Origin of the sequence: Nocardia sp. NPDC058666 (assembly GCF_042714895.1) — a bacterium.
In the GTDB taxonomy this organism is placed as follows: Bacteria; Actinomycetota; Actinomycetes; order Mycobacteriales; family Mycobacteriaceae; genus Nocardia.
In genome coordinates this window covers 732201-757243 of record NZ_JBHXRY010000001.1, presented here as the reverse complement: position 1 = coordinate 757243, position 25043 = coordinate 732201, and the positions used below count along the sequence as shown (strand labels likewise).

Sequence of the window (25043 nt, the reverse complement as noted above, 5' to 3'; positions counted from 1 at the left end):
GGAAGGCCCCGCCAGAATTTGGCGGGGCCTTCCTTGCTGTTGCCTGCGACTAGCGTCCGGCTGCGTCCTGGTACGCCTTCATCGCGACGTCCAGTTCATCGAGCGCCTTACCGTAATCGGTGAAGTTGCCCGACCGCATCGCCGTGCGCACCGCCTCGATCTTGCGGTTGAGCTCGGCGGCCGCGGCCTCCTGCGTCGGCGAACCCGCGGGCGGGGTCGTCCCCGGCGGCTGGGTGCCACCGGGCGGCGGAGTGACCGTGCCCGGCTCGACCGGCGGGGTCGCGCCCGGCTTCGGCTTCACCGACGGATCGCCACCGAACGGCGTGGCCAGCGATCCCGTACCGGGCATCACCTGGTTCAGCGCTTCGGCCAGCGTCGCCGCGTAACCGACCTTCACGCTGCCTCCCGCGTCGCGATAACTCACGAGCACGCGAAGCAGCTGCGGGAAGGTCGACGAGCCGGTGTTGCGTTCGTTGTAGAACGGTTCGACGTAGAGGATGCCGCCGTCGGCCACCGGCAGGGTGAGCAGGTTGCCGTAGCGGATCTTGTTCGAGTTCGACAGCAGGGTCTTCTCTTGGGAGACCGCGCCCGCGGTGGTCATCGCGTTCTGTGTCTGCTGCGGACCCTGGGTCTGCGTTTCCACCGGTAGCTGCAACACCGTGAACTTGCCGTACCCCTCGGGATCTGCCCGCACAGAGATGTAGGCCGACAGGAACTCTCGGTTGTAGCCGACCATGGCCGACGTCAGGTTGAACACCGGCTTGTTGGTCTTCGGGTCGCCCAGCAGGACGTAGTACGGGGGCTGTTTGAACACCCCGCCCTCGATGGTCGGGTCATTGGGGACCGACCAGAACGCGTTGTTGGTGAAGAACTCTCGCGGATTGTCCACGTGGTACTTGGTGAGCATTTCGCGCTGGACCTTGAACAGGTCCTCCGGGTAGCGGAAGTGCGCGCGCAGCTCGGGGGAGATCTCGCTCTGCGGCTTCACCGCGTCGGGGAACACCCCACGCCAGGCCTTGAGCACCGGGTCGACGGTGTCGGTCTCGTACAGGGTGACGGTGCCGTCGTAGGCGTCGACGGTGGCCTTCACCGAGTTGCGGATGTAGCTGACTTCCTTGCGCGGGATCACGCGCCCGGTCTTCTTGTCGATACTGTCCTCGACCGCGCCGTCCAGCGAGGTCGGCTGGGCGTAGGGGTACTTGTCCAGCGTGGTGTAGGCGTCGACGATCCACTTCACGCGGCCGTCGATCACCGCAGGGTAGGCGTTGCCGTCGGTGGTCAGCCACGGTGCGACCTTCTGCACCCGCTCACGCGGACCACGGTTGAACAAGATCTTGGAGTCCTCGCTGATCGCGGAGGAGAACAAGATGTTGCGCTCGGCGTACTTCGCGGCGAAGGCCAGCCGGTTGAACCAGTTCCCGATCGGCACGCCACCACTGCCGTCATAGGTGAACTGCGCCTGGTCGGTGTCGTATTCGCGGGGCTGTTGGCCGTCGGCGGTTCCGACGATGGCGTAGTCGGGGTCGGTCTGGGCGATCAGCTCGCCGTAGTAGATGCGCGGCTGATCGACCTTGATCTGCTGGTCCTCGACCTTGGTGAACAGGTCGCTGACCATGAACAGCGGGTAACCCGAATCGCTGCCGCCGCTGGCACTCTGGGCCTCGGACTGCGGCTTGTTCACCCGGTTGGCCGGTGCGGCGACGAAGCCGTTGCCGTGGGTGTAGACGGTGTGCTGGTTGATCCAGTCCTTCTGGTTGCCCGACAGCGCGGCCGGGTGCAGCTCGCGCGCGGCCACGATGTAGTCCTGGATCTCACCGTTGAGGTTGTAGCGGTCGATGTCCAACGACTCGGGGAAGCCGTAGAAGTTCTTCCGCTGCTGCAACTGGGTGAAGGTGGGCGACAGGATGTTCGGATCCAGCAGCCGGGCATTGCCGATGGTGGCCGCGTCGGCAGGCACCTCGAGCGGGCTCTTCTTGCTCTCGCCCTGATAGTTCTGATATTCGACTTTGTCGTCGGTGATGCCGTAGGCCTCGCGCGTGGCTTGGATATTGCGCTCGATATACGGGCTCTCCTTTTCGGCGGCGTTGGGTCGCACCGAGAACTGCTCGACCACCATCGGCCACACCGCGCCGACCAGGATCGACGACAGCACCAGCAGCGCCGCCGCCATCGCGGGAACGCGCAGATCGCGCAACACGATTCCGGTGAAGAAAGCCAGCGCGCAGATCACCGCGATCGACAGCAGGATCAGTTTGGCGGGCAGCACCGCCATGATGTCGGTGTACGAGGGACCGCCGAACGTTGGTTCTTTGCGCGTACTCGACAACAGGTCGTACCGGTCGAACCAGTACGCCACCGCCTTGAGCAGCACGAAGATTCCCGCGATCACCGCCAGCTGCACCCGTGCGGCGCGGGTCAGCGTGCCTTCGCGCCCGGCCAGCCGCAGGCCGCCGAACACGTAGTGGGTCACCAGGTTCGCGAAGAACGCGATCACCACCGCCACGAACAGCCAGTTCAACACCATCCGGAAGAACGGCAGATCGAAGGTGTAGAAACCGATGTCCAGGTGGAACTGCGGGTCCGTCTGGCCGAATTCGCCGCCGTGCAGAAACAGCTGCACCGTGGCCCAATTCGACTGCGCCACCAGCCCGGACAGCACGCCCAGCAGCACCGGGATGCCGATGCCGAACAGGCGCAGCTTGCTCATCACGGTGGTGCGGTAGCGCGCGATCGGGTCGTTGGGCCCCGCGACCGGCACGAACACCGGACGCGACCGATAGGCCAGCAGCAGCGCCGCCCAGACCACCAGACCGACGAACACTCCGACAACGACGAACAGCAGCACCCGCGTGCGCAACACGCCGAGATACACACTGCGATAACCGACCTCGCCGAACCACAACCAGTTGGTATAGGCGTCGGTGAAGCGGGGCCCGAGCAACAGCAGCGCCGCGAGGACGACTGCTGTCACAAGCAGCACACGGCTGCGTCGGGACAACGAAGGTAAGCCGGTGGGGGGCCGCATGCCCACGGTGCCACTCTCCAAGGTCCGGCGGTTCCGCGCCGTGATCGGCACGGACACCGCAGTCCGAATGTTGCGGATGACCCGTCGCCGGATCGTTGGCGCCCACTCTACGGAAATCGGACACCGTGCAAGCGTGCGGGCCGAAAATGATTGGATGTGCGGGTGAACGATGACGAGCACGCCGAAGTCCTCCTCGCCCGCTGTGTACGCGAGGTCGTCGAGTTCGCCGACGCCGAGGGCTGGGGAAACCCGCCGCAGATGTTCGCGTTGGTGCCCACCGCCGACCTGGCCGCGGCCGAACCCGACCTGCAGGATCAGCTCGACGACGGCAGCGAACTGACCCCTGTTGCGCAGGAAGCCTTTCCCGACGACATCACCGGCGGGTCGATGGCGCTGGACGAATTCCTGGCCACCACCACCTGGCCGCCCGCGGTCGAGGGGTGCGTGCTGGTGCAGGAGATCGTGGTGCTGCCGCCCGACGCCGAGAGCGATCTGGACGAGGCACTGGTTCCGCTGCTGGCCGACGACGAAGCCGCCGACGCGGCCGGGCGCGCCGCCGCACACGCGCATCCGGGTCGTCGCGACGCCCGCCTCATCGCGGGCGTGCTGCGCCAGGGCGCGGTGCTGTGCCTGCTGCAGATCCGCCCCGAAGACGACGACGGCTTCGGCGATCTGGACCTGCGCACCTACCCGAACCTGGCACCGGGCCTGGTCGAGGCCCTGCAACACACCTTGGAGTGACTACTTACAGCCGACCGGCTCGCGGCCTTCGTTGATTGCTGTCAGCGAGCTGATCGCGCTGTCGAGGGTGTCGACTTTGACCAAGCGCAGGCCCTCTGGGATGCGCTGAGCTGCCTCGTTGCAGTTGTCGGCGGGCACTAGGAACGTTTCCGCGCCGGCTTCGCGGGCGGCGATCATCTTGTACTGGATGCCACCGATCGGGCCGACTTTGCCCTCCTGATCGATGGTGCCGGTGCCTGCCACGAACTTGCCGCCGTTGAGTTCGCCGGGCGACAGCTTGTCGATCAGCGACAGGCTGAACATCAGGCCCGCGGACGGTCCGCCGATGTCGGCGAGGTTGAACTCGACCTCGAGCGGCGGTCGACCACCTTCGCCGGGGGTGATGCCGAGGTAGCCCTTGGCATCGTCGTCGGGGCGCGGCGCCAGGGTGATCTGGCTGGTGCGCTCGGCATCGCCGCGCCGGTACACGACAGTGATGACGGTGCCGGGAGCCTTGGTCCCGACGATGTCGATCACGTCCTTGGGCGCGGTGATCGGGGTGCCGTCGATGCTGATCAGCTCGTCGCCTGCCTCCAGCACGCCGTTGGCCGGGCCTTCCTCACCGAGTCCGCGCACCAGCACGACGGTGGGCATCTTCAGGTAGTGCAGCGCGGCGACCTCGGCATCGCTCTCGGAATCCTTGAAGTCCTGCTGATTGGACTTGTCGACCTCTTCGCGCGACACGCCGGGCGGGTAGACCTCGGCGCGCGGGACCAGTCCGTGTTCACCGCTGACCCAGAAACCGAACGCCTCGAACAGGTTCAGTCCGTCGCGCACCGACACGGTCGTCATATTGAGGTGCCCGGTCGTGGGATCCAGTGGTGCGCCGGTGACATCGACCACCGGTTTGCCCTCGACCTGCCCGAGCGTGTCGAAGGTCGGGCCGGGGCCCAGGGCCACGAACGGCACGGTGACCACGCTGCCCGTCACGCCGAGCACGAGGACAGGGACCAGGGCCACGATCAGGGTGAGGATCCGACGATTCACTCCGACCACAGTAGTGATCAGCTCGCGTGCGCAACGGTAGTGGCACGCTTTTGTGGCGCAGGCGATGCCGGGCGATTTCGCGATGCGCGAACACCGAAGCCCCAGGGGGCCCGCGTAACGTAAAGGGTATGAGCGATCTCCCCTTCGGCTTCTCGACCGGCGACGACGACGAGTCCGGCAAGCGTCGTGACGAGGCGAACGGCCCCGGCGGAAGCGATCCGTTCGGTTTCGGAACCGGCGGTGCGGGCGGGTTCGATCCGTCGCAGCTAGGTCAGATGCTCAGCCAGCTCGGGCAGATGATCAGCGGCATGGGACAGGGCATGGGCCCCGGCGGCACTCAGTCGGGCCCGGTCAATTACGACGTGGCCAAGCGCCTGGCCCGCCAGCAGCTGGGTTCCACCGTGGCCCCGATCGCGCCGAGCACCACCACCGCGGTGATCGACGCCGCGCACCTGGCCGAGCTGTGGCTCGACGGCGCGACCGTGCTGCCCGCGGGCGCCACCAAGACAGTCGCGTGGACCGCGAACGACTGGATCGAGGAGACCCTGCCCACCTGGAAGCGCCTGTGCGATCCGGTGGCCGAGCAGATCTCGGGCATGTGGACCGCGCAGCTGCCCGAGGAGGCCAAGCAGTTCGCCGGGCCGATGGTCGGCATGTTGGGCCAGATGGGCGGGCTGGCGTTCGGCTCCCAGCTCGGTCAGGCACTGGGCCAGCTGGCCAAGGAGGTATTGACCTCCACCGATATCGGTCTGCCGTTGGGCCCGGCCGGTACCGCGGCGCTGCTGCCGACCGCGATCTCGGCGTTCAGCGAGGGGCTCGAGCAGCCCGAGAGCGAGATCATGGTGTTCCTGGCCGCGCGCGAGGCCGCCCACCAGCGGCTTTTCGCGCATGTGCCGTGGCTGCGTCAGCAGGTGCTGGGCGCGGTCGAGGATTACGCGCGCGGGATCAAGATGGACTTCTCCGCGATCGAGGAGGCCGCGCAGGGCATCGACCCGATGTCACTGAGCGACCCGTCCAAGCTGGAGGAACTGCTGTCGCAGGGCACCTTCGAGCCGCAGACCACGCCCGAGCAGAAGCAGGCGCTGGAACGTCTCGAGACCCTGCTCGCGCTGATCGAGGGCTGGGTCGACGTGGTGGTCACCGATGCCGTGGGTGAGCGGCTGCCGGGTGCGGGCGCGCTGTCGGAGACGCTGCGTCGCCGTCGCGCCACGGGTGGGCCCGCCGAGCAGACCTTCGCCACGCTGGTCGGGTTGGAGTTGCGCCCGCGCAAGGTGCGTGAGGCGGCGGCGCTGTGGCGTCGGCTGACCACCGACGCGGGAATGGAAGGGCGCGACAAGGTGTGGGAGCACCCGGACCTGCTGCCCGATTCCGCCGACCTGGACTCCCCCGCCGGGTTCATCGACTCGGTGATCGGCGGTGGCACGGGCGCTTTCGACGATCCGCTGGCGCAGTTGGCCGAGACCGAGGCGCGCGAACGCGAAGCGGCCGACCTCGAGAAGAACAAGGGTGACCAGAACCCGTCCGACACCGGCGATTCCGACCCCGATTCCGGTACCGACAAGTCCTGATCCGCGCCGCCGCCATGGTCTGCCGATAAATCTTGCGACCATGGCGGCGCGACACGGTTCCCCCGCTAACGACCGTCGGGAAATGCCGCGACGACCCGCGGTACACCGGTTGTTCACAGTTCGAAGTCGAGCTGCCGACACGCCGAAAGCCTGTGGATAACTGCGCTTTCGGGGCAGGTTGTGCTCGGTCGGGTTGTCGACACTTTGGGCATGACGACCAAATCCCCACTGCGCGGCCCGATGTTGCACCCGCGCGTGACCACGCTCGTTCGACCCTCCGGCACGGTCCAACTCGGCTGGGATCCCGAACGCGCGCTGCTGCTCGAGACCACCGACCACGACACCGGCACGGTGCTGGCCTTCCTCCGCCTGCTCGACGGGCTGCAATCCAGACCCCAGATCATTTGGCGTGCAGGTGAATTCGGCATCAGTCCCGATCGCACCATGGGGATGCTCACCGCGATCGAACGGGCAGGACTCCTGCTGGAACCCGAACACAAACAGGGCAAGATCCGCAGCATCACCGTGCACGGACTGGGTCCGCTGTCGGATGCGGTGGCGATCGGGTTGCGGCGCATGGGTTTTCGACCGACCCGCTCGCGCGAGTACCGACCCGACACCCCGATCGGGGCGACCCCCGGCGATCTGGTGGTGCTCACCGACGCCCTGATGATCGATCCCGGACTGTCGGTGGATCTGGTGTTGCGGCGGGTCCCGCATCTGCAGGTGCGCGTTCGTGACGGGATCGGCGTGGTCGGTCCGCTGGTGTTGCCCGGCGAAACCAGCTGCCTGCGCTGCGCCGACCTGACCCGCGCGGGTTTCGACACCGACTGGCCGCACCTGGCCGCCCAGCTGCTGGGCCGCACCGGCCATGCCTCGCCCGCCGGCATCGCGGCCACCACGGCGCTGGCACTGGGCGAACTGGAGGCGATCATCGCCTGCTCGCCGCGGCGGGCACCGCGCACCCTCGACGCCACCGTGGAATTGGACCTGGATACGCACGAGATCCAGCGCCGCCCGTGGCTGCCGCATCAGGAATGCGGGTGCCGGAACATGACCGCGCACGTGCAGGGAACGTCGCGGTGACGGGCGTCGCATACGCCGGTGTGAGCATTCTTATGGCACACACCGGGCAGGTTCGGCCATGATGGGTACCGTGTCCGAGATCGTGCGCCGCAGTTCCAGCCGCAATGCCAAGTTGGCCAAGATACCGCTCGGCATCGCCGGACGAGCCGCGGTCGGATTCGGCAAGAAACTCGTCGGCGGTGACAAGAAGCAGATCAACGCGAACCTGAACCAGAAGGCCGCCGAGCAACTGTTCGCGGTGCTCGGTGAGCTCAAGGGCGGCGCGATGAAGTTCGGCCAGGCCCTGAGCGTGATGGAGGCCGCGGTCCCGGAGGAGTTCGGCGAGCACTACCGCGACGCGCTGACCAAACTGCAGGCCGCGGCACCGCCGATGCCCATCGAAACGGTGCGGCGCGTGCTCGATCAGCAGCTGGGCACCAAGTGGCGCGAACGCTTCCAGTCCTTCGACGACACCCCCGCCGCCTCGGCCAGCATCGGCCAGGTGCACCGCGCGGTGTGGTCCGACGGTCGTCCGGTCGCGGTGAAGGTCCAGTACCCCGGTGCCGACGACGCCCTGCGCGCCGACCTGAAAACCCTGTCCCGCATGACCGGCCTGTTCGCGTCGGTGATCCCCGGCGCCGATGTGAAGCCGCTGCTGGCGGAGATCGTCGAGCGCACCGAGGAAGAACTGGACTACCGCATCGAAGCCGCCAACCAGCGCCGTTTCGCCGCGGCCTTCGACGGACATCCCAGCATCACCGTCCCGAAGGTGGTCGCGGGTGCCCCGAAGGTGATCGTGACCGAGTGGCTCGACGGCACGCCGGTGTCGGCGCTGATCAAGGCAGGCGCGCAGGACCCGGAAGGCACGCTGGCACAGCGCAATCGGATCGCCGAGCTGATGGGCGTCTTCCATTTCAGCTCGCCCGAACTGGTCGGGCTGCTGCACGGCGACCCGCACCCCGGCAACTTCCTGATCCGACCCGACGGCACCCTGGCCGTGCTCGACTTCGGTGCCTGCGCACCGATGCCGGGCGGTTTCCCGGAGATCCTGGGCCGCATGCTGGCCCTGGCCGTAGCCGACCAGCACGCGGCGCTGACCGAACTGCTCTACGAACACGGCTGGGTGATTCCCGGCCGGGTGGTCACCCACGAGGAGATCGAGGCGTACTTACGCCCGTTCAGCGACCCCATCCGCACCGACACCTTCCACTTCACCCGCGCGTGGATGCAACAGGTGGCGGGCAAGGCGTCGGAGTTCTCCAGCCCGGAGATGAAAACCGCCCGCGCCCTGCAACTTCCGCCCGAATACCTCACCGTGTTCCGCGTGCTGGGCGGATCGGTGGGCATCCTGGCCCAACTCGACGCGGAACTGGGCTTCATGAACCTGGTTCGCACCTGGGTTCCGGGATTCCGCACCGAACAGGCCTCGTAGGCGACACCTGGCCCTATCCGAAGCATCTAGTCGACGGACGCTTCGGTACCCACCTCCGACCGAGGTTTCCGGTCGGCGGAGGGTCGCCTGCCGACGGTGCACAGCAGGTGAACCACGATGCCGACCACGGCAGCCATGGTCACCCCACTGCCGAGCAGCAGTTTCAGGTCGGCGGGGAAGCCGCGGTACAGGGAGGGCACCAGGATCGGTAGCAGGCCCGCGGTCAGTGCCGCGGTGGTGGTGAGCAGGGCGGAGTCCTCGTCGAGGTCGACCTCCCGGAACAGGCCGATCGCGGAGGCGATGATCGTGGCGAACACGATCGCGGCCGTCGCGCCGACCACGGGACCGGGCAGCGAGTTCACGATGCGCCCGACCGGGGCGACGAACGCGGCCACGATCAGCATCAACCCGGTCAACGCGGTGACATAGCGGCTGCGCACACCGGTCAGGCGGATCAGGCCGATGTTCTCGCCGCTGGTCACCATGGTCGGACCACCGAACAGACCGGAGAACAGCGAGGTCACCGCGTCACCGCGGATCGTGCGTCCGACCGTGGGCGCGGTGTCGATCTGCTTGCCGACCACCTGGGCGTTGAGCACGGTCTGTCCGGTGGCCTCGGCCATCGAGCCGATGCTGAACACCAGCAGCGGCACCGCGGCGAGCAGGTCGAAATGCGGTGTGCCGAACAGGAAGGGCTCCGGCAACTGCACCAGTGCGTTACCCGGGGCCAGGGTGAACTGGCCCAGCGCAGCCGCCACCGCGGTCCCCACACCCATGCCGATCAGGACCGAAACCCGACGCCACCCTGAAGGGAGGAAACGATGAGCCAGCACAGTCGCCACGATGGTCACGCCGGCGATGGACACCGACCTGATCGGGGTCGGGTCGTCGGCCGAGGTGATCAGGTTCGCGCCGACCTTCACCAGGTTCACCCCGATCACCAGGATCATGCTGGCGATCACCACCATCGGCAGGAACCGCACCAGCTTGCGCGCCACCGGCACCAGCGCGATGCCCGCGACCGCAGTGATCAGCACCGCACCGGTCGCGGTCGCGGGGTCATAGGTCTGGGCGGTCTGGATGAACAGCACCACCGCCGCACCACCGGGCAGCATCACGAACGGCAGCCCGGCGCCCAGGCCATATCGTCCACTCGATTGCAGGATCGTGCCGATGCCGCTGAAAAGCAGTGCACCACACAGCAATGCGCGTGCGGCATCATCGTCGAGGTGCAGGCTGCGGCTGATCAGCAACACCGAGGTCAGCGGCATCGCGATCATCACCACCAGGTGCTGCAACGCACCCGCGAAAGCCCTTCCAGCGGGCGGTATTTCGTCCACCGGATCGGTCACCGCAGCCATGGCAGTTCCTCCGCCTGGTATCGGTACGCGCGGAAGATGGCGTTGGAGATGCCCGGAAACACCTGCGCGGTATCGGGATCGGGGTATTCGGTGAACGAGGGCACCACGTACTCCCAGCAGATCTGCCGGTCCGGCGTCACCTCGAAGATCCGGCCGAAGGCAGCCTCGGTGATCAGCGTGTTGCCGTTGGGCAGCCGCTGCGCCCCGCCCATGAAAGGAGTGAAGAACGCCTCACGCGGTGAATCCTGATAGGTCCAGCCCACAGCGCCTGTGGCGGTGTCGATTTCGACGACGCGGCTGTAGGTCACCGATTCTCCGGTGCGGAAGGTGCCGTTGTCGAACACCAGGATCTTGCCGTCCCCCACCGGGGTCGCGTGGTGCTGCTGGGCGAGCACGGTCCGGTCGGCCAGGTTGGTGACCGCGCCGGTGCGCCGATCGATGAGGATCACCGCCGACACGCTGCGCAGGCTGGCCACCACGGTGTGCTCGTCGAGCGGGTACACGCTGTTGATCAGCGGCCAGTGCTCACGCCAGTAGTGTGGCTGCAAAGCGAATTCCGCGGGATCCAGGTGCTCCACCGCACGCCATTCCCACCGCAGCGCACCGTCGGCGTCGACCTCGCGGATCACGTCGGACCACACGATCCCGTCGGCTTCGGTGCCGGGCACACCACCCTGGATCCGGGCGGCGTCGGCGCCGGTGAGCGGCTGCACCGCGGCGTAGAGCACGCGGCCGTCGTCGTAGTGGTGCGCGTCGTGGTGGGCCAGGTCGTCGCGGATCTCCGACAGTCGCGCGCCGGTGTGGTCGTAGCGGGCCATCGAACCGCCGGAGTACTTGCGCCACATGGCGAACAGCGGCTCGCGAGCCAGGGTCGCGCCGTTGTAGGCGAGGCTGCCGTCGGCGAGGATGCGGGCGTGCCTGCCGGGGCGGTAGGGCAGGTGCCACTGGTGGGCAATCTCGCCGTCGAGGTCGACCAGGTCGACCCGGCCGTTGCCCGCCAGCGGCGCATAGAGGGTGAAGCCGGGTGAGGCCAGCTCGGCATTGCTGCCGATCAGCCCGATGCCGCGTCTCTTGAGCGTGTTCTGTTCCATGCCGCCTCTTCCTGAATATTCGACCCCACTGAATATTCAGTAGCGGCGCCGAAACGGGAACGGTTCCGATCACGGTGCGCGAAACCCGCTCATCGCCTGGTCGGCGCCCGAAAACCGCACCCCGCCCCGATTCGGTCCACCGAAAATTCACTACAGTCGCAGGCACAGCGGTACCGAACACACGGAGGCGAGCAGTGGCCAGCGGCGACCACATCCGACATCGACAACTGGGCACCGTGATCCACGACCGCCGCCTCGCCGCCGGACACACCCTGGCCCGCCTGTCCACCGACACCGGCCTGTCCCAGTCATTTCTCAGCCAACTCGAAAACGGCCGCACCAACACCAGTTTGCGCTCGCTGCAACAGATCGCCGACGCCCTGTCGACCACCGCCACCGCGCTGCTGGCCGCCGCCGACGACACCGCCCCCGCGGCCGTAGTCCGCGCCGCCGACGACACCGTCCTGCCCCAAACCGACCCCGGCGCAGGCACAGTCCGCTCCCTGGTCCACGGCGACCGCGACCTGCGCGCCCTGGAATTCACCGGCGGCACCGACCGCGGCGACCGCGACTTCGTGCACCAGGGCGACGAGATCATCCACGTGACCCGCGGCGCGATCTCCCTGATCGCCGACGGCACCGAACACGAGCTGGGCCCCGGCGACACCTACTACTGCCGCGCAGGCGAGAAACACCGGTGGTGGGCGCACTCCCCGGACACCACCACGTTGGTCCTGGCCGTGGCCGACGGCCGCACCGTCAAACGCAACTCCCGCAAATAACAAACGAACCGCTCACCAGAAACAGGTGAGCGGTTCGCTTGCGGTACAACCCCTTTCCCGGGTTCATGCCATGATCGCGACCTTGCGCGGGCGACCGCGGGGGCGCTTGCGGGCGATCACGACACCCTGGTCGAAGATCTCACCGCCCCACACGCCCCACGGCTCGGCGCGGTCGATGGCCGCGGTCAGACAGGTCTTGCGGATCGGGCAGGCAGCGCACAGTTCCTTGGCCTGCTCCAGATCGGTGGGGCTCTCGGCGAACCACAGATCGGGGTTTCCGCCCCGGCAGGGCAGAGTCCTGGTGACCTGCGTCACGGTTCGGCATGTCACGTCAGCAGTGGCCGTGGGCCAGTCCTGGGCGGTGAACACGTCGTTCTCCTTCAGCTCGTATGCAGCGGTGGGATGTTCGGTGTGCGAACCCGGTGCCTACGGCTGAGGAGCCGAAAAAATATGGCCACGGATTTCGCTGTTCGCGATCCGTGGCCAGGAGGTCTGGGAAGTGGTTCCCTACCTAGTTCGACAGTGCTGTCGAACCCTGTTCACGGTCGCTGGGTGGACGCGGAGGCGGATTGCGCCGACGACCGCCGGTGCGTAACCGGCTTCGTCGGCGGGTGCTGCCGGTGCCGAAACGGCGGTCGGCTGCCAACCCACACTGGGCTTGTCCTGGCGGCGAATCTGATGCGCATCGCCGACGGACAGGCCGGTCCCCTGCAGAGCGAGGACCCCCCGGAAGGCGGACATGCCAAAGGCGTTCACCAGGACGCGATTGCTCATCGCATCGAACGTGGTGTTCGTATTCGTCTTCATGTCTCTGCCTCCCTCCTGAACTCGTGTGTGAACAATGGCCGCGCATCGGCATTGCTGCCGTTGCGTGTTCTCCACCATAGGCAATGATCGAGAACCTAACAACCTATTTTCTACCTGGGGTTTTGCTCCGTGGCCCGCAAACGTGAGGCAACGATGGCCAGCACATCGGCGCCGTACTGTTCGATCTTCTTCGCCCCGATTCCGGCGATGGCCGCAAGAGCGGTGTCGTCGGCGGGGAACTGTTCGGCGATGGCCGTGAGCGTGGTGTCGGTGAACACGACGAAGTCGCGCACCTTCAGCGCCTCGGCTTTTTCCGACCGCCACTCCTTCAGCGTGTCCAGCAGCAGCGGGTCGACTTCGCCCGGACAGCGTCGGCAGCGGCCGAGCATGGTGGCGTAGGTGCCGATCAGCGGCTTCAGGCAGACCCGGCACAGCGGACGTGGTGCCTGCGCCTTGCCAGGCAGTTCGACCGCGATCCGAGAGGCCGCGGATGTGTCCGGGATCAGGTCGTTGAGGAACCGCGAGCGGGTCACCGGCCGGTAGTCCCCGCCTGCCTGCAGTCGTCGCTGGGTCCACGACAGGTTCAGGTGTTCGCGCGCTCGGGTGACGCCGACGTACAGCAGTCGCCGCTCCTCCTCCAGTCCCGCTTCGTCGACGGGAGTGTTCTTCTTGCCGAGCACGTGGAAGATCGGCAGCGTGCCGTCGGTGAGTCCGACCAGGAACACCGCGTCCCATTCCAGGCCCTTGGCCGCGTGCAGCGACGCCAGGGTGACGCCGTCGACTGTCGGCGGATGTTTGGCCTCGGCGCGGGTGGCCAGTTCGCGCAGCAGCGCGGTGAGGTCCATGTCGTCGTCGTGGCTGACCAGTTCCTCGGTAAGCTGGACCAGCGCCAGCAGCGAGGACCATCGTTCCTTCGCCTGCGCGCCCGCGGGTTCCTCGGTGGTCAGTCCCACCGGGGCCAGCGCCGCGCGCACCAGTGTGATCAGCGACGATCCGCTGCGGGCGGCGTCGGGCAGGTCGTCGCGCCCGTCGACCTGACGCAGCGCCGACACCGCCTGCCGCACCTCCGGCCGCTGGAAGAATCCCTCGCCACCGCGCACCTGGAACGGGATCTCGCGCGCGCCCAGAACCTGTTCGAACGGTTCCGACAGCGCGTTCGTCCGGTACAGCACCGCGATCTCGGCGGCGGACGTGCCGTTGGCGATCAGTTTCTGGATCTGCTCGGCGACCGCGACAGCCTCGGCTTGCGCGTCGACGTACTCGGCGAATTCGGGTTCGGGACCGTCGGCGCGCTGGCCGATCAGCGCCAGGCGGGTGCCGGCGATGCGCCCACGCGCGGCACCGATCACCCGGTTGGCCAGCGACACCACCTGCGGGGTGGACCGGTAGTCGCGTTCGAGCCGGACCACCGCGGCGTCGGGGAAGCGCCGGGAGAAATCGAGCAGGTACTTCGGGGTGGCGCCGGTGAAGGAGTAGATCGTCTGATTGGCGTCGCCGACCACGGTCAGGTCGTCGCGCTCGCCGAGCCAGGCGTCGAGCACGCGCTGTTGCAGCGGGGTGACGTCCTGGTATTCGTCGACGACGAAACTGCGATACCTGCCACGGAATTCGTCGGCCACGGCCGGATAGTCCTCGAGGGCTGCGGCGGTGTGCAGCAGCAGGTCGTCGAAGTCCAGCAGCAGGCCGTCGGCGGAGGCTTTGGCGGATTCGTACGCCTGGTAGACCTCGGCGACCTTGGTCACGTCCACGGGTGCGTCGCGATGGTGTCTGGCCGCGGCGGCCGGATAGTCCTCCGGCGCGATCAGCGATGCCTTGGCCCATTCGATCTCACTGAGCAGGTCACGCACCATTTCGGTCGACGCGCGCAGTCCCGCTCGTTGCGCGGCCTGCGAGACCACGGGGAACTTGCTGTCGATCAACCGCCACGGCACATCCCCGACCACCTGCGGCCAGAAATAGCGCAGTTGCCGCAGCGCCGCGGCGTGGAAGGTGCGCGCCTGGACCTGCCCGGCATCGCCGCCCAGCCCCATCGTGCGCAGCCGATTGCGCATCTCCCCCGCCGCCCGCGCGGTGAAGGTCACCGCGAGCACCTGGTCGGCTTTCACGTGCCCACCGGCGATCAGATGCGCGATCCGGTGCGTGATGGTCCTGGTCTTGCCCGTGCCCGCACCGGCGAGAACGCACACCGGCCCCCGTGGTGCCCGCACCGCGGCGGCCTGTTCCGGGTCGAGGGCGGTGAGATCGAGTGCTGGCACGCGCACCATCATGACAGCGACCACCGACAACAAACGCGCACGGCCGCAATCGCACCGCGTCGGAACACCAGGCGCCTGCCCGACGTTGCACACTGCGTGACTGAAGCAACCCCAGATCTGACGATGTATTCGACCACGTGGTGCGGCTACTGCCGGCGCCTGCGGACCCAGCTCGACGAGGCGGGCATCACCTACTCGGTGATCGATATCGAAGACGATCCCGCGTCGGCGGAGTTCGTCGGCAGCGTCAACGGCGGCAACCACGTGGTGCCCACGATCAAGTACCGCGACGGATCGACCGCGACCAACCCGTCGCTGGCCGCGGTCAAGAAGGCGTTGGCCGCGCAGGCCTGAGCCCGGCGGGTCAGTCAGCCCAGGATTCGATGATCGTTCGCGCGATCGAGATCGAACCCGGGACGAGCAGTCGTGCGCCCGATTGGGTGGCGGTCCAGTCGCCTGCCTGCAGAGCTGCACGGACCTCGTCGCGAGTGAACCAGTGCGCCTCGGCGATCTCGCCATCGGAGAACACGAACTCCTGGGCGGGGTCGCCGACCGCGGCGAAACCCAGCATCAGAGAGCGCGGGAACGGCCACGGCTGGCTACCCAGGTAGTGGATATCGCGCAGGTCCACGCCGACTTCCTCGCGCACCTCGCGCTCCACGCAGCGTTCCAGCGATTCACCGGCCTCCACGAATCCGGCCAGTAGCGAGAACATCGTCTCCGGCCAGTGCTGTTGACGTGCCAGTAGCACCCGGTCGGCGCCGTCGTGCACCAGGCAGATCACGGCCGGGTCGATGCGCGGGAATTCTTCCTCGCCCGCCGCGTTCAGACGCGACCAGCCGCCACGCGCGGGCGTGGTCGTCGAGCCGTCGCCGCCGTGGAATCGGGCCCGGTCGTGCCAGTTGAGCAGCGCGTACGCGGTGGACAGCAGTTCGGCGGTGAAATCGTCGACCGAGCCGAGCACCCGCAGGTCCTTGAGCGTGCCGTCCAGTTCCGGTTCGCGCACCGCCCACAGGTGACTGCCCTCGACCACGCCGAGGAAAACCGCGGCCTCACCGGGGCCGTCGCCCACGACGGCTGCGGGGTCCAGCACGATCTGGTCGTTGTCCACGCGCACTTTTCCGCGCGGGTCCACGCGCAGCACCTTCGCCTTGCCCCACCCCTCACGCAGCGCGTCGGGATCGAGTCGCACGTGGTCGGCGCGATCGAGGGTGGAACGGGACAGCAGCGGAACGTCTTTCAGCCGGAAGGACACCTGTGCAGCCTAGCGCTGGGCGCGGCCTACTTTCCGGTGTGCCGGATGTACAGCAGTTTGTCGCCGGTTTCCAGCGCGTCGACCTCGGGCTCGCCGACCCGGATCAGCGCGCCGTCGCGCACCACGCCGAGCACGATGTCGCTGAGGTGGCGCGGCGAACCGCCCACTTCGCCGGGTTCGACCTCGCGTTCGGCCACCGCGAAACCCTGTTCGGGGGTGAGCAGGTCTTCCATCATCTCCACCACGGTCGGCTTGGTGGTGGCGATGCCGAGCAGCCGGCCCGCGGTCTCCGAGGACACCACCACCGAGTCCGCGCCGGACTGGCGGACCAGGTGGGTGTTCTCGGCTTCGCGGATGGCCACGGAGATCTTGGCGGTCTTGTTGAGTTCGCGGGCGGTGAGCGTGACCAGCACCGCGGTGTCGTCGCGGTTGGTGGCGACCACCACCGCGGACGCGCGCTGCACGCCGGTCAGCCGCAGCACATCGGATTTGGTCGCCGAGCCGTGCACGGTCACCAGGCCCGCGGCGGCGGCGGCTTCCAACGCGACGGGGTCGGTGTCGACCACCACGATGTCGGACAGCTGCACTCCGTCACCGACCATCGCATCGATCGCGGTGCGGCCCTTGGTGCCGTAGCCGACGACGACGGTGTGATTACGCACGGTGTGCCTCCATCGCTGAATCTTGAATGCCTGCCGCGACCGTTCGGTCAGCACGCCGAGAGTGGTACCGACCAACACGATGAGGAACAGCACGCGCAGTGGGGTGATGACGATGATGTTGACCAGTCGCGCCGACGGGGTCACCGGGGCGATATCGCCGTAACCGGTGGTCGACAGGGAGACGGTCGCGTAGTACATGGCGTCGAGGAACGACAGTTCGTCGCCGGTGTTGTCGCGATAGCCGTGGCGGCCGAGGTAGACAACGGTCGCGGCGGTGAACAGCAGCGCGATCGCGAACAGCACGCGGCGGGTGAGCGAAACCCACGGGCTGGACTGCGCCGCGGGAATCCGCAGCAGACCGACAAGCGCATAGTCGGGACTGCTACTCAACCCGATCGGGTTGCGCGTGTCACCGAACATAAATATGAGCTCCTGTGTTTATTGGCGGCTGGTGCCGCGGGTTTTCGGCCTGGGTACCTTGATCTTCCCTCCCGGCGGGTGCTCCTTCGTCACACCCTCTGGTCAGTCCAGATCAAGGCGGCCGAAAACTGGCGGCTGGCGCCGCGTCGTTGTCGGGCCGGTGCCGGAGGGCTGGCCTGCGGCGCTCGCCAGCGTATCGGCTCATGTGTGGTCGTGTGGCGCGGTGTCGGTGTTTTCGGGGGCGGCGTCGCGGATGAGGCGTTCCAGGTCGGCGGGGCCTGCCAGGTCTGTGGGGGCGATGGTGCGGCCGGATCGGATGTAATGGAATGCGGCGCTTACCCGTTCGAGCATGTGCTGTTCGGTGTCGCCGGTGCGGGCGGCCATCAGGCGGGCCCACGCCAGGCGGTAGACGGCCAGCTGCATCGCCACGGCGGGTTCGTCGGCGGGGCCCGGTTCGGCGCCGGTCTTCCAGTCGACGACAATCCACCGGCCGCCGGGTTCGGCGAACACGGCGTCCATGCGGCCACGAATCACGGTGCCCGCGATGCTGGTTTCGAACGGCACCTCCACGTCGACGGGGTTGCGGTGCGCCCAGGCGGATCTGCGGAACGCGGACTGCATGGCGGCCAGTTCCTGGTCGGCGCGGCCCATTTCGGTGGTGCTGTCGGCGGCGCCGGGCAGTTCGTCCAGGCCCAGTAGCTGTTCGGTGCCGAACCAGGATTGCACCCAGGCGTGAAAGGCAGTGCCGCGCCGCGCCATCGGGTTCGGCGGGTACGGGAGGGGGCGGCGTAGGCGGGCGGCGAGGCGGGCGGGGTCGGCGCGTAGTTCGACCAGGGCGGTGGCGGGGAGTTGGCCGGGTAGTTCCACCTGTTGTTCGGCTAGTTCGGCGGCGGTGAATTCGGCGAGCAGTGCGTCGACGTCGTTGACCCAGCCTTCGGGGTCATCCTCTGGCGTGTCTGTGTCCTCGGAATCTGCTGGGGTGCTTCGCAATTGGTCGAGGGCGTCGCGGACCAGTGCGGCGCCCTGTTCGATGGGGTCGCGGCGGTTGCCCAGTGGGTCGCGCGGCCACTGGGCGGTCGGGGGGTTGTCGGCGAAGGGGTTGACCGCGTCCGGGGCGGGCTTGTCGTCCCAGCGTGCGATGGTGGCCACGCCGTAGGCCTCGCTGTCGGGGTTCTCGTTCGCCTCCTTCAGTTCGAGGAGAAAATCCGAAGGGCCCTTCTGCGAGGTTCCCGTTTCTGGCCAGTAGTAGGCCGAAACCAGCAGTACCCGTTCGGTTCTGGTGAGCGCGACGTAGAACAGGCGGCGTTCTTCGTCGAGGCGACGGTTCCGCAGGGCCTCCCTGTGGTCGACGATCGCGCGTTCGAGGTCGACACGATCGCCGAGGCCGGTCAGGTCCAGGACTGGGACCCCCTCGCCGGAGTCGGGTTGGATGCGGTCGCCGCGCAGGGTGGTGGGCAGTTCGGTGAGCGCGCCGAGCCAGGTGCTCAGGGCATTGGTCGACGGAAATACCGAGGAGCTCACGTGTGGCACGGCGACGACTTCCCATTCCAGGCCTTTGGCGGCGTGCACGGTGAGCACCTGCACGCGGTCGCGCGCAACTTCCACTTCGCCTGGCTCGAGGCCGTTTTCGACGGATTCGGCCGCGGTGAAGAAGGCGAGCAGACCGCTCAGCGAGGCACGGGAGTCCGCGGCGTATCCGGCGACCACCTCGGCGAAGGCGTCCAGGTGTTCGCGTCCGGCACCGCCGCCCACGATGGCGCGCCTGGCTTGGGTTTCGACACCGACCCCGATGGTGCGTTCGACGTCGGCGACGAGTTCGATCAGCGGCTGCCCGCTGCGTTCGCGCAGCGCTGCCAGTTCCTCGCTCAGGGCGGTGATGCGGGTGAACCCTGCCTCGGAATACTGGTCTGCCGCACCGGGATCGGCGATGGCGTCGGCCAAGCCTGCTTTCTCGGTGGGTTCGGGTGCGACCTCGCGCAGTGCGGTGGCCAGACCCGCGGCGTCGGTGATCTCGTTGGCGTCGCCGCCGGACAGGCTGCCGATGGACAGCATTCGCGCCCGTCGCGCCAGTGCGGCCAGGTCGGCTACGCCGATTCGCCATCGGGCGCCGGTGAGAATTCGGACCGCCGCGCTGCCGGTGCCCGGTTCGGCGATCAGGCGCAGGGTGGCGACGATATCGGCGACCTCCGGTGTCGCCAGCAAGCCGCCGAGACCGACGATTTCCACCGGGAGCCCCTGCTCGCGCAGCGCCTCGGCCAATGGCGCGGCGTCGGCATTGCGCCTGATCAGCACCGCCGAGGTGGGGGGCGGATCATCGTTGCCGCATGCGGTTTCCCACTCTCGGGCGATTCGCTCTGCGATCCAATCTCGTTCTTGGGCAATGGTTTCGGTGAGTGCAAATTCGACTACGCCTGCGTGAGCTTGCGGCTTGGCGCGCAAGGCGTCCACTGTCGCGCCACCTGCGGCCCGCGCCACCATCCGCAACGGGTCGGCTACCAGGTTCGCCAATGCCAACGCTTCCGGCGGGTTCCGCCAGCTGGTCAACAGCGGCAGTACCGGCGCGGGAACTCCTGGCGCAGTGGGGAAGTCGGTGGCGAACCGTGGCAGGTTGGCCGCTGAGGCTCCGCGCCATCCGTAGATGGATTGCATCGGGTCGCCGACCGCTGTCACCGCGAGCGCTTGTGCACTGTGGGCTCGCTCATCGCTCCCTGAAGGCGCAGAGGCAATTTCGTCGCGGACCGCCGATGCCGAATCACGCTCATCCATCGGGAACAGCGTGTCGGACTCGTGTGCGCGAGGTGGCTGCGCATCACCTCGAACCCGCACGGTTCGCGTTCGATTCTTGTGCACCGCTTCGGGATTGCCGAACAGTGCCGACAGCAGCACCCGCTGGGCGTGCCCGGTGTCCTGATACTCATCGAGCAGCACCAGCTTGAACCGAGCACGTTCGGCGGCGGCGACTTCGGGATGGTCGACGGCCAGTTGAGCTGCCAGGGACATCTGAGAGCCGAAATCCAGTGCACCACGGCGGTTCAGGGCCTCGGCGAGTTGCCGGACCAGCGGCAGCAGGGCGACGCGTTCGCGTTGCGCGGTCACCACATTGATCAGCTCTTGTTTGGGCCCGCCGCGTTGCCGTGGACCCGCGGGCAGCGTGTAGACCAGTTTCTCCAGCTCAGCGTGCGCTTCGGCCAGCTGTTCCGGTTCCACCAGGTGTTCGGCGAGCTGCCCGGACAGGGCGAGCACCGCCTCGGTCACCGAGACCGGCGTGCGGTCGGTGTCGAGGTCGCCGTCCCACGACCGCACCACCTCGTGCGCGAGCTGCCACAGCTGGGTTTGGGTGAGCAGCGCCGCGGAAGGTTCCACCGGCAGCAACAGTCCGTGCGCGGTGAGTAGCCGACCCGCGTACGAGTGATAGGTGCTGATCTCCGGTTCGGCCGCGGCGACGATCGTGCGCAACGCCCCACTGGGGTCGATCTCGCGCAACAGCGGCGCGCCGGCCAACCGAGCCAGCCGCGTGCGAATACGAGAAGTCAACTGCTGCGCGGCTTTTCGGGTGAACGTCAGCCCGAGCACCTCGTCGGGGGCGACTAGCTGGTTGGCCACCATCCACACCACGCGCGCCGCCATCGTCTCGGTCTTGCCCGCGCCCGCACCCGCCACGACCAGCGTCGGCCCTGGCGGTGCCGCGATGACCGCAGCCTGTTCCTCGGTGGGGGGCGGTAGGCCGAGCGCGTCGGCCAACCGCTGCGGGGTGACGCGCACGCCGCTCACTCGTCGGTCACCTGCCGTCCGGTGTCCTGCACCGGGCAACTGCCCGCGACCGGGCAATGCCTGCACCCGTCGTTGCGCACTGCCAGATAACCGGGCCCCCGAGTGGCATCGGCGGCATCGTGAATCGTGGTGCGCCACTGCTCGAGTCCCTCGCTGTCGAGGGGCTTCTGCGCCCGTTCGGTGGCACCGGTTTTGGTACTGGGCTTGGCGACGTACACCAGTCGCGCACCACCCGGATCAGCAACGGGCGCAGGCTCATCCGAGTCCTCGTCGAGCGCGCCATGAGCGGCGGCCACCTGATAGGTCGCCAACTGGGCATGGTCCGCAACGGCTTTCGCGCTGACCGGCGTCTTACCCGTCTTCACATCGACGATCACGAAGCGGCCCTGCGCATCTCGTTCGAGCCGATCGATGCGTCCCCGAATCCGCACGGCCCGTGCGTCTTCCGTGCGCGCGGGCAACACACAGTCGACCGGCACCTCCACCCCGGCCTGCGTGAGTTCACCGCGGGTGGCGCGCACCCAGCCGAGGAAGGTTTCCAGCATCGTCTCGGTGCGACGCAGTTCCTGCCGCGAATGCCAACCGCTGGCCGGGTCGACCGTCTTCCACGCCTGGTCCAGCGCCGCGCGAACCTGAGCCTCCGGCACGTCACCGGCCAGCGCCTGCACCAGCGTGTGCACGAGGTTGCCCTTGACCGCGTGCGGGTTGTCGCCGTCGGTGCCGCCGTGCCGTTCCAGCGCCCAGCGCAGCGGGCACGTGCGCAACAGTTCCACCGTCGACGGGGACAAGCCGATCGGCGAATCGTCGTCGTCCCACAGTTCCCGGTCCGAGCTCAGTTCGGCGGTGCCGTACCAGTGCGCGGGGTCGGTGCCCGGCACGCCCGCGTCTGCCAGCCGGGCCAGCTGACGTGCCGCACGGTCGCGACGTTGCGGGTCGGTGCCCGGATCGCACACCACCCCGCGTAGTTCCGCGACCAGCGAGTGCATCACCAGCGCACGACCGGGATCGACCACCGGCAACGCACCCGGTTCACCACTGTCGTCATCGCCGACCAGCTCGGCCAGAAACCGCGACGGCACCAGATCCTGGTCTCCCGCAACGGATTCCACGGCGGTCACCAGCAGCGACCGCCGCGCCCGGCTGCACGCGACGAACAGCAGCCTGCGCTCCTCGGCCAGGATCGGCGCGCCCCGGCTCACGGTCGCGCTCGGATCGACCCCGGCCACCAGATCGACGAGGTCCTCGGTGTGCAGCAGCGTTCCCCTGGCACGCGGGTTCGGCCAAATCCCTTCCTGCACAGCGGCAACCGCCACCACATCCCACTCCCTACCCGCCGCCGCGTGCGCGCTGAGCAGTGTCACCGCCTCGCCTTCGACGGTCAGCGGCCTGCCCTGCTGCGGAAGTTGCTGGTGCAACAGATATTCGACGAAACCGTCGATGCTCGCCTTGGGTAACCGGTCGACGTAAGCCGCCGCGGTATCGAACAGTTCCACGGCGGCATCGAGATCGCGATCGGCCTGCATCCCCGACGCGCCGCCGCGCCGCGACTGTTTGAACCAGCGTCGCTCCAGCCGTGAACTCGTCCACAGTGTCCACAGCACGTCTTCCAGACCCTGCCCTCTGGCCTGGGTTTCCTTCGCCTTCGCGATCGCCCGCAGCACGCGATTCAACGGTGCCGCTTCGACTTCGGTGAGTTTATCGAGCAGTCGCTGTTCGCCGACGCCGACGATCAGGTCGCGCAATACCTCGGCTGACGATTGGTCGATCAACGGCACGGCGGCCACCGCACGCTCGATGCGCGGCGATTCCGGCACGGCCTCGATGATCGTTCTTGCGGCAGGGGGATTTTCGACATCGAGCAGGTCGAGGTGGTCAGGCAGACGATCGGCGATATCCCAGTCCGGTTCGGGTTCCAGGTCCGGCGGCGGCAACCACTCATCGTCGATCGGATCGGGTTCGAGCATGTCCGGCGGCGGCACCGTCTCGTCCCACAGCACGAACTGATCAGCACCATCGACGAACGACTCAGCAAGTGCCCCAGTACGTTCCAGGTCCAGTACGCTGCGCCGAACACCACGCCGCAACCGCCGCAGCGCGATCTGATCGGCCCCACCCAGCGGCCCGGATAGCAGATCCATCGCGTCGTCCGCGGAGAACATCGCATCGATCGCGCGCCGCGACCCCGGCCGCGACGAATCCCCCGCCAACAGCACCCGCAACGCGAGCACCATCCACGCCGCACCCCGCCTGCGCGCCAACGGCTCAGCCACCGCGGGCCTGCGCACCGGCACCCCGGCCGCGAGCAGCGCCCGCCGCAACGGCGCCAACGACAACGGCACCGACCGCACGATCACGGCCATCGACGACCACCGCACCCCGTCGGTGAGGTATGCGCGTCGCAGATGGTCGGCGATGAGTGCCGCTTCCTTGGCCGGTGTCGACAGCACCCGCACGCGCACGCTCGACTCGTCGACAGGCGGCAGCTCCTCGGGCGGCATCCACCCGTCCTCGGGGGGTTCGTCGGGCGGAACCCACCCGTCGTCCGGGGGTTCGTCAGGCGGAACCCACCCATCCGTCGACGGTTCTTCAGGCGGAACCCATCCGTCTTCGGACTCGACGCCTTCCGGCAGGTCGTTTTCCTGCCCCGGCAGAACCCGATGCCGCGCACTCCCCGGCAGCCTCGCCGCGATTCGAGCAGTCGCCAATCGAATCGGCGCACCGCTGCGATAGTTGTGCCGCAAGACAATTCGACGCTGCGCCACCGTGTCCAACTCGGTGAGAAACGCCGAATCCGCACCGCGAAACGTGAACACTGCCTGGTCTGGATCACCAGCGATCACCGTGCTCGCACTACCGCTACCGATCGCCCGCACCAACGTCGCGGCCTGCGGATCCAAATGCTGCGCATCGTCGACAAGCAACCACCGAGTCCGATCCCGTTCGGCGGCAAGCAGATTCCGATCCCCGACCAGCGCGTCCAAAGCCGCACCAACCAGCTCGGCGGCATCGAGAGCAGGCGCGGTAGCTTCCGGCGCGGCCACACCCACCGACCACCGCAGCATCGACGCCTGCTCATACCGTTCGAAGAACCGCCCGGCCGCCACCCACGCATCGTTGTCGTGTTCGCGACCCAGCGCCATCAAGTCCTCGGGGCCGAGACCACGTTCGGTGGCACGCAACATCAGGTCGCGCAGTTGCTCGGCGAACCCGCCCAGCGCCAGCGCGGGCTGCAACCGGGGCGGCCACAGGCCAGGTGCGCCCCGCTCGATGTCTTCGAGGTCGCCGTGCAACATCTCGCGCAACACCGCGTCCTGCTCCGCGCCGGTGAGTAGTCGCGGCGGCGGATTGCCGTGCAGGTCGGCGTGCCGGCGCAGCACCGAGAACGCATAGGAGTGCAGCGTGCGCACCATCGGCTCGCGGCTCGCACCCGCGATCCCGGCGGCGGGCCCTAACTGGTGGGTGATCGCGTCGCGCAACGCGGCGGCGGCGTGCTTGGTGTGAGTGAGCACCAACACCGACTCCGGGTCCGCGCCGTCGACGATCCGCGCCGTCACCAGATCCACCAGCAACGCGGTCTTCCCCGTGCCGGGCCCGCCCATCACCTGCCACGGTCGCCAGCCGGGACGCGGCGGCGCGGGCTGGGCTTGCTCCGCGAACAGCGCGCGAACAGCCGCGCCCCAGGCTCGCGGCCGGGGCGTCCGCGTTGTCCGGCGCACAAGTCGCACCGAGCTATCCGATCGCACCACATCGGCTATTGCAACAGACCCCTCCGACACTCCGGC

17 protein-coding genes are annotated in these 25043 nt (G+C 67.9%); 6 read left to right on the top strand and 11 right to left on the bottom strand.

Features of this window, described 5'->3' with window-relative positions; genetic code table 11:
- Nucleotides 1-49: 49 nt before the first annotated feature.
- Complete coding sequence (locus ACFWVD_RS03400) at nt 50-3031, bottom strand: UPF0182 family protein (protein WP_379240308.1); 2982 nt, start codon at nt 3029-3031, stop codon at nt 50-52.
- A 156-nt stretch (nt 3032-3187) separates the two neighbouring features.
- Here ACFWVD_RS03400 and ACFWVD_RS03395 point away from each other — a divergent pair, with 156 nt between their 5' ends.
- Complete coding sequence (locus tag ACFWVD_RS03395; RefSeq protein WP_379240307.1) at nt 3188-3766, top strand: PPA1309 family protein; 579 nt, start codon at nt 3188-3190, stop codon at nt 3764-3766.
- On the opposite strand, the gene ACFWVD_RS03390 is transcribed toward ACFWVD_RS03395, so the two are convergent.
- On the bottom strand, nt 3767-4792 hold the full coding sequence (locus tag ACFWVD_RS03390; protein ID WP_379240306.1) for a PDZ domain-containing protein: 1026 nt from the start codon (nt 4790-4792) through the stop codon (nt 3767-3769).
- Between the two features lie 128 nt (nt 4793-4920).
- On the opposite strand from ACFWVD_RS03390, the gene ACFWVD_RS03385 reads away from it, so the two are divergent.
- The 3 genes from ACFWVD_RS03385 to ACFWVD_RS03375 all read left to right on the top strand — a co-directional run bounded on the left by ACFWVD_RS03385 (nt 4921) and on the right by ACFWVD_RS03375 (nt 8857).
- Nucleotides 4921-6360, top strand: a complete 1440-nt coding sequence (locus ACFWVD_RS03385; RefSeq protein ID WP_379240305.1) for a zinc-dependent metalloprotease — start codon at nt 4921-4923, stop codon at nt 6358-6360.
- A 210-nt stretch (nt 6361-6570) separates the two neighbouring features.
- Nucleotides 6571-7446, top strand: coding sequence for a TOMM precursor leader peptide-binding protein (locus tag ACFWVD_RS03380; protein ID WP_379240303.1), 876 nt, complete (start codon nt 6571-6573; stop codon nt 7444-7446).
- Nucleotides 7447-7504: 58 nt separating this feature from the next.
- Nucleotides 7505-8857 (top strand): ABC1 kinase family protein, encoded by a 1353-nt coding sequence (locus ACFWVD_RS03375; protein ID WP_379240302.1) that lies wholly within the window; start codon nt 7505-7507, stop codon nt 8855-8857.
- Between the two features lie 26 nt (nt 8858-8883).
- On the opposite strand, the gene ACFWVD_RS03370 is transcribed toward ACFWVD_RS03375, so the two are convergent.
- Nucleotides 8884-10218, bottom strand: coding sequence for a uracil-xanthine permease family protein (locus ACFWVD_RS03370; RefSeq protein ID WP_379240301.1), 1335 nt, complete (start codon nt 10216-10218; stop codon nt 8884-8886).
- The gene (locus tag ACFWVD_RS03365; RefSeq protein WP_379240300.1) at nt 10206-11309 is read right to left on the bottom strand and encodes an aryl-sulfate sulfotransferase; all 1104 of its coding nucleotides are present in this window, start codon (nt 11307-11309) and stop codon (nt 10206-10208) included. Before ACFWVD_RS03365 ends, ACFWVD_RS03370 begins: the two co-directional genes overlap by 13 nt.
- Nucleotides 11310-11503: 194 nt before the next feature.
- Here ACFWVD_RS03365 and ACFWVD_RS03360 point away from each other — a divergent pair, with 194 nt between their 5' ends.
- Nucleotides 11504-12091, top strand: a complete 588-nt coding sequence (locus ACFWVD_RS03360; RefSeq protein WP_379240299.1) for a helix-turn-helix domain-containing protein — start codon at nt 11504-11506, stop codon at nt 12089-12091.
- Nucleotides 12092-12154: 63 nt separating this feature from the next.
- Here ACFWVD_RS03360 and ACFWVD_RS03355 read toward each other — a convergent pair whose 3' ends face one another.
- The 3 genes from ACFWVD_RS03355 to ACFWVD_RS03345 all read right to left on the bottom strand — a co-directional run bounded on the left by ACFWVD_RS03355 (nt 12155) and on the right by ACFWVD_RS03345 (nt 15165).
- On the bottom strand, nt 12155-12460 hold the full coding sequence (locus tag ACFWVD_RS03355) for a WhiB family transcriptional regulator (RefSeq protein WP_379240298.1): 306 nt from the start codon (nt 12458-12460) through the stop codon (nt 12155-12157).
- A 138-nt stretch (nt 12461-12598) separates the two neighbouring features.
- Nucleotides 12599-12898 carry a hypothetical protein gene (locus ACFWVD_RS03350; protein ID WP_379240297.1) on the bottom strand — a complete coding sequence of 100 codons (300 nt, stop codon included), beginning with the start codon at nt 12896-12898 and terminating at the stop codon, nt 12599-12601.
- 110 nt (nt 12899-13008) lie between these two features.
- Entirely contained in the window at nt 13009-15165 is a 2157-nt protein-coding gene (locus ACFWVD_RS03345; RefSeq protein ID WP_379240296.1) for an ATP-dependent DNA helicase UvrD2, read from the bottom strand.
- A 111-nt stretch (nt 15166-15276) separates the two neighbouring features.
- Here ACFWVD_RS03345 and ACFWVD_RS03340 point away from each other — a divergent pair, with 111 nt between their 5' ends.
- The gene (locus ACFWVD_RS03340; RefSeq protein ID WP_379240963.1) at nt 15277-15507 is read left to right on the top strand and encodes a mycoredoxin; all 231 of its coding nucleotides are present in this window, start codon (nt 15277-15279) and stop codon (nt 15505-15507) included.
- 10 nt (nt 15508-15517) lie between these two features.
- On the opposite strand, the gene nudC is transcribed toward ACFWVD_RS03340, so the two are convergent.
- From nudC to ACFWVD_RS03320, 4 genes are all read right to left on the bottom strand, one after another.
- Nucleotides 15518-16408 carry an NAD(+) diphosphatase gene (nudC, locus tag ACFWVD_RS03335; RefSeq protein WP_379240295.1) on the bottom strand — a complete coding sequence of 297 codons (891 nt, stop codon included), beginning with the start codon at nt 16406-16408 and terminating at the stop codon, nt 15518-15520.
- 26 nt (nt 16409-16434) lie between these two features.
- Nucleotides 16435-17490 (bottom strand): potassium channel family protein, encoded by a 1056-nt coding sequence (locus ACFWVD_RS03330; protein WP_379240294.1) that lies wholly within the window; start codon nt 17488-17490, stop codon nt 16435-16437.
- A 201-nt stretch (nt 17491-17691) separates the two neighbouring features.
- Complete coding sequence (locus tag ACFWVD_RS03325) at nt 17692-21261, bottom strand: ATP-dependent helicase (protein ID WP_379240293.1); 3570 nt, start codon at nt 21259-21261, stop codon at nt 17692-17694.
- Nucleotides 21258-24977: an ATP-dependent helicase gene (locus tag ACFWVD_RS03320; RefSeq protein ID WP_379240962.1), complete on the bottom strand. Its 3720-nt coding sequence runs from the start codon at nt 24975-24977 to the stop codon at nt 21258-21260. The genes ACFWVD_RS03325 and ACFWVD_RS03320 overlap by 4 nt, the downstream gene beginning before the upstream one ends.
- Nucleotides 24978-25043 lie beyond the last annotated feature (66 nt).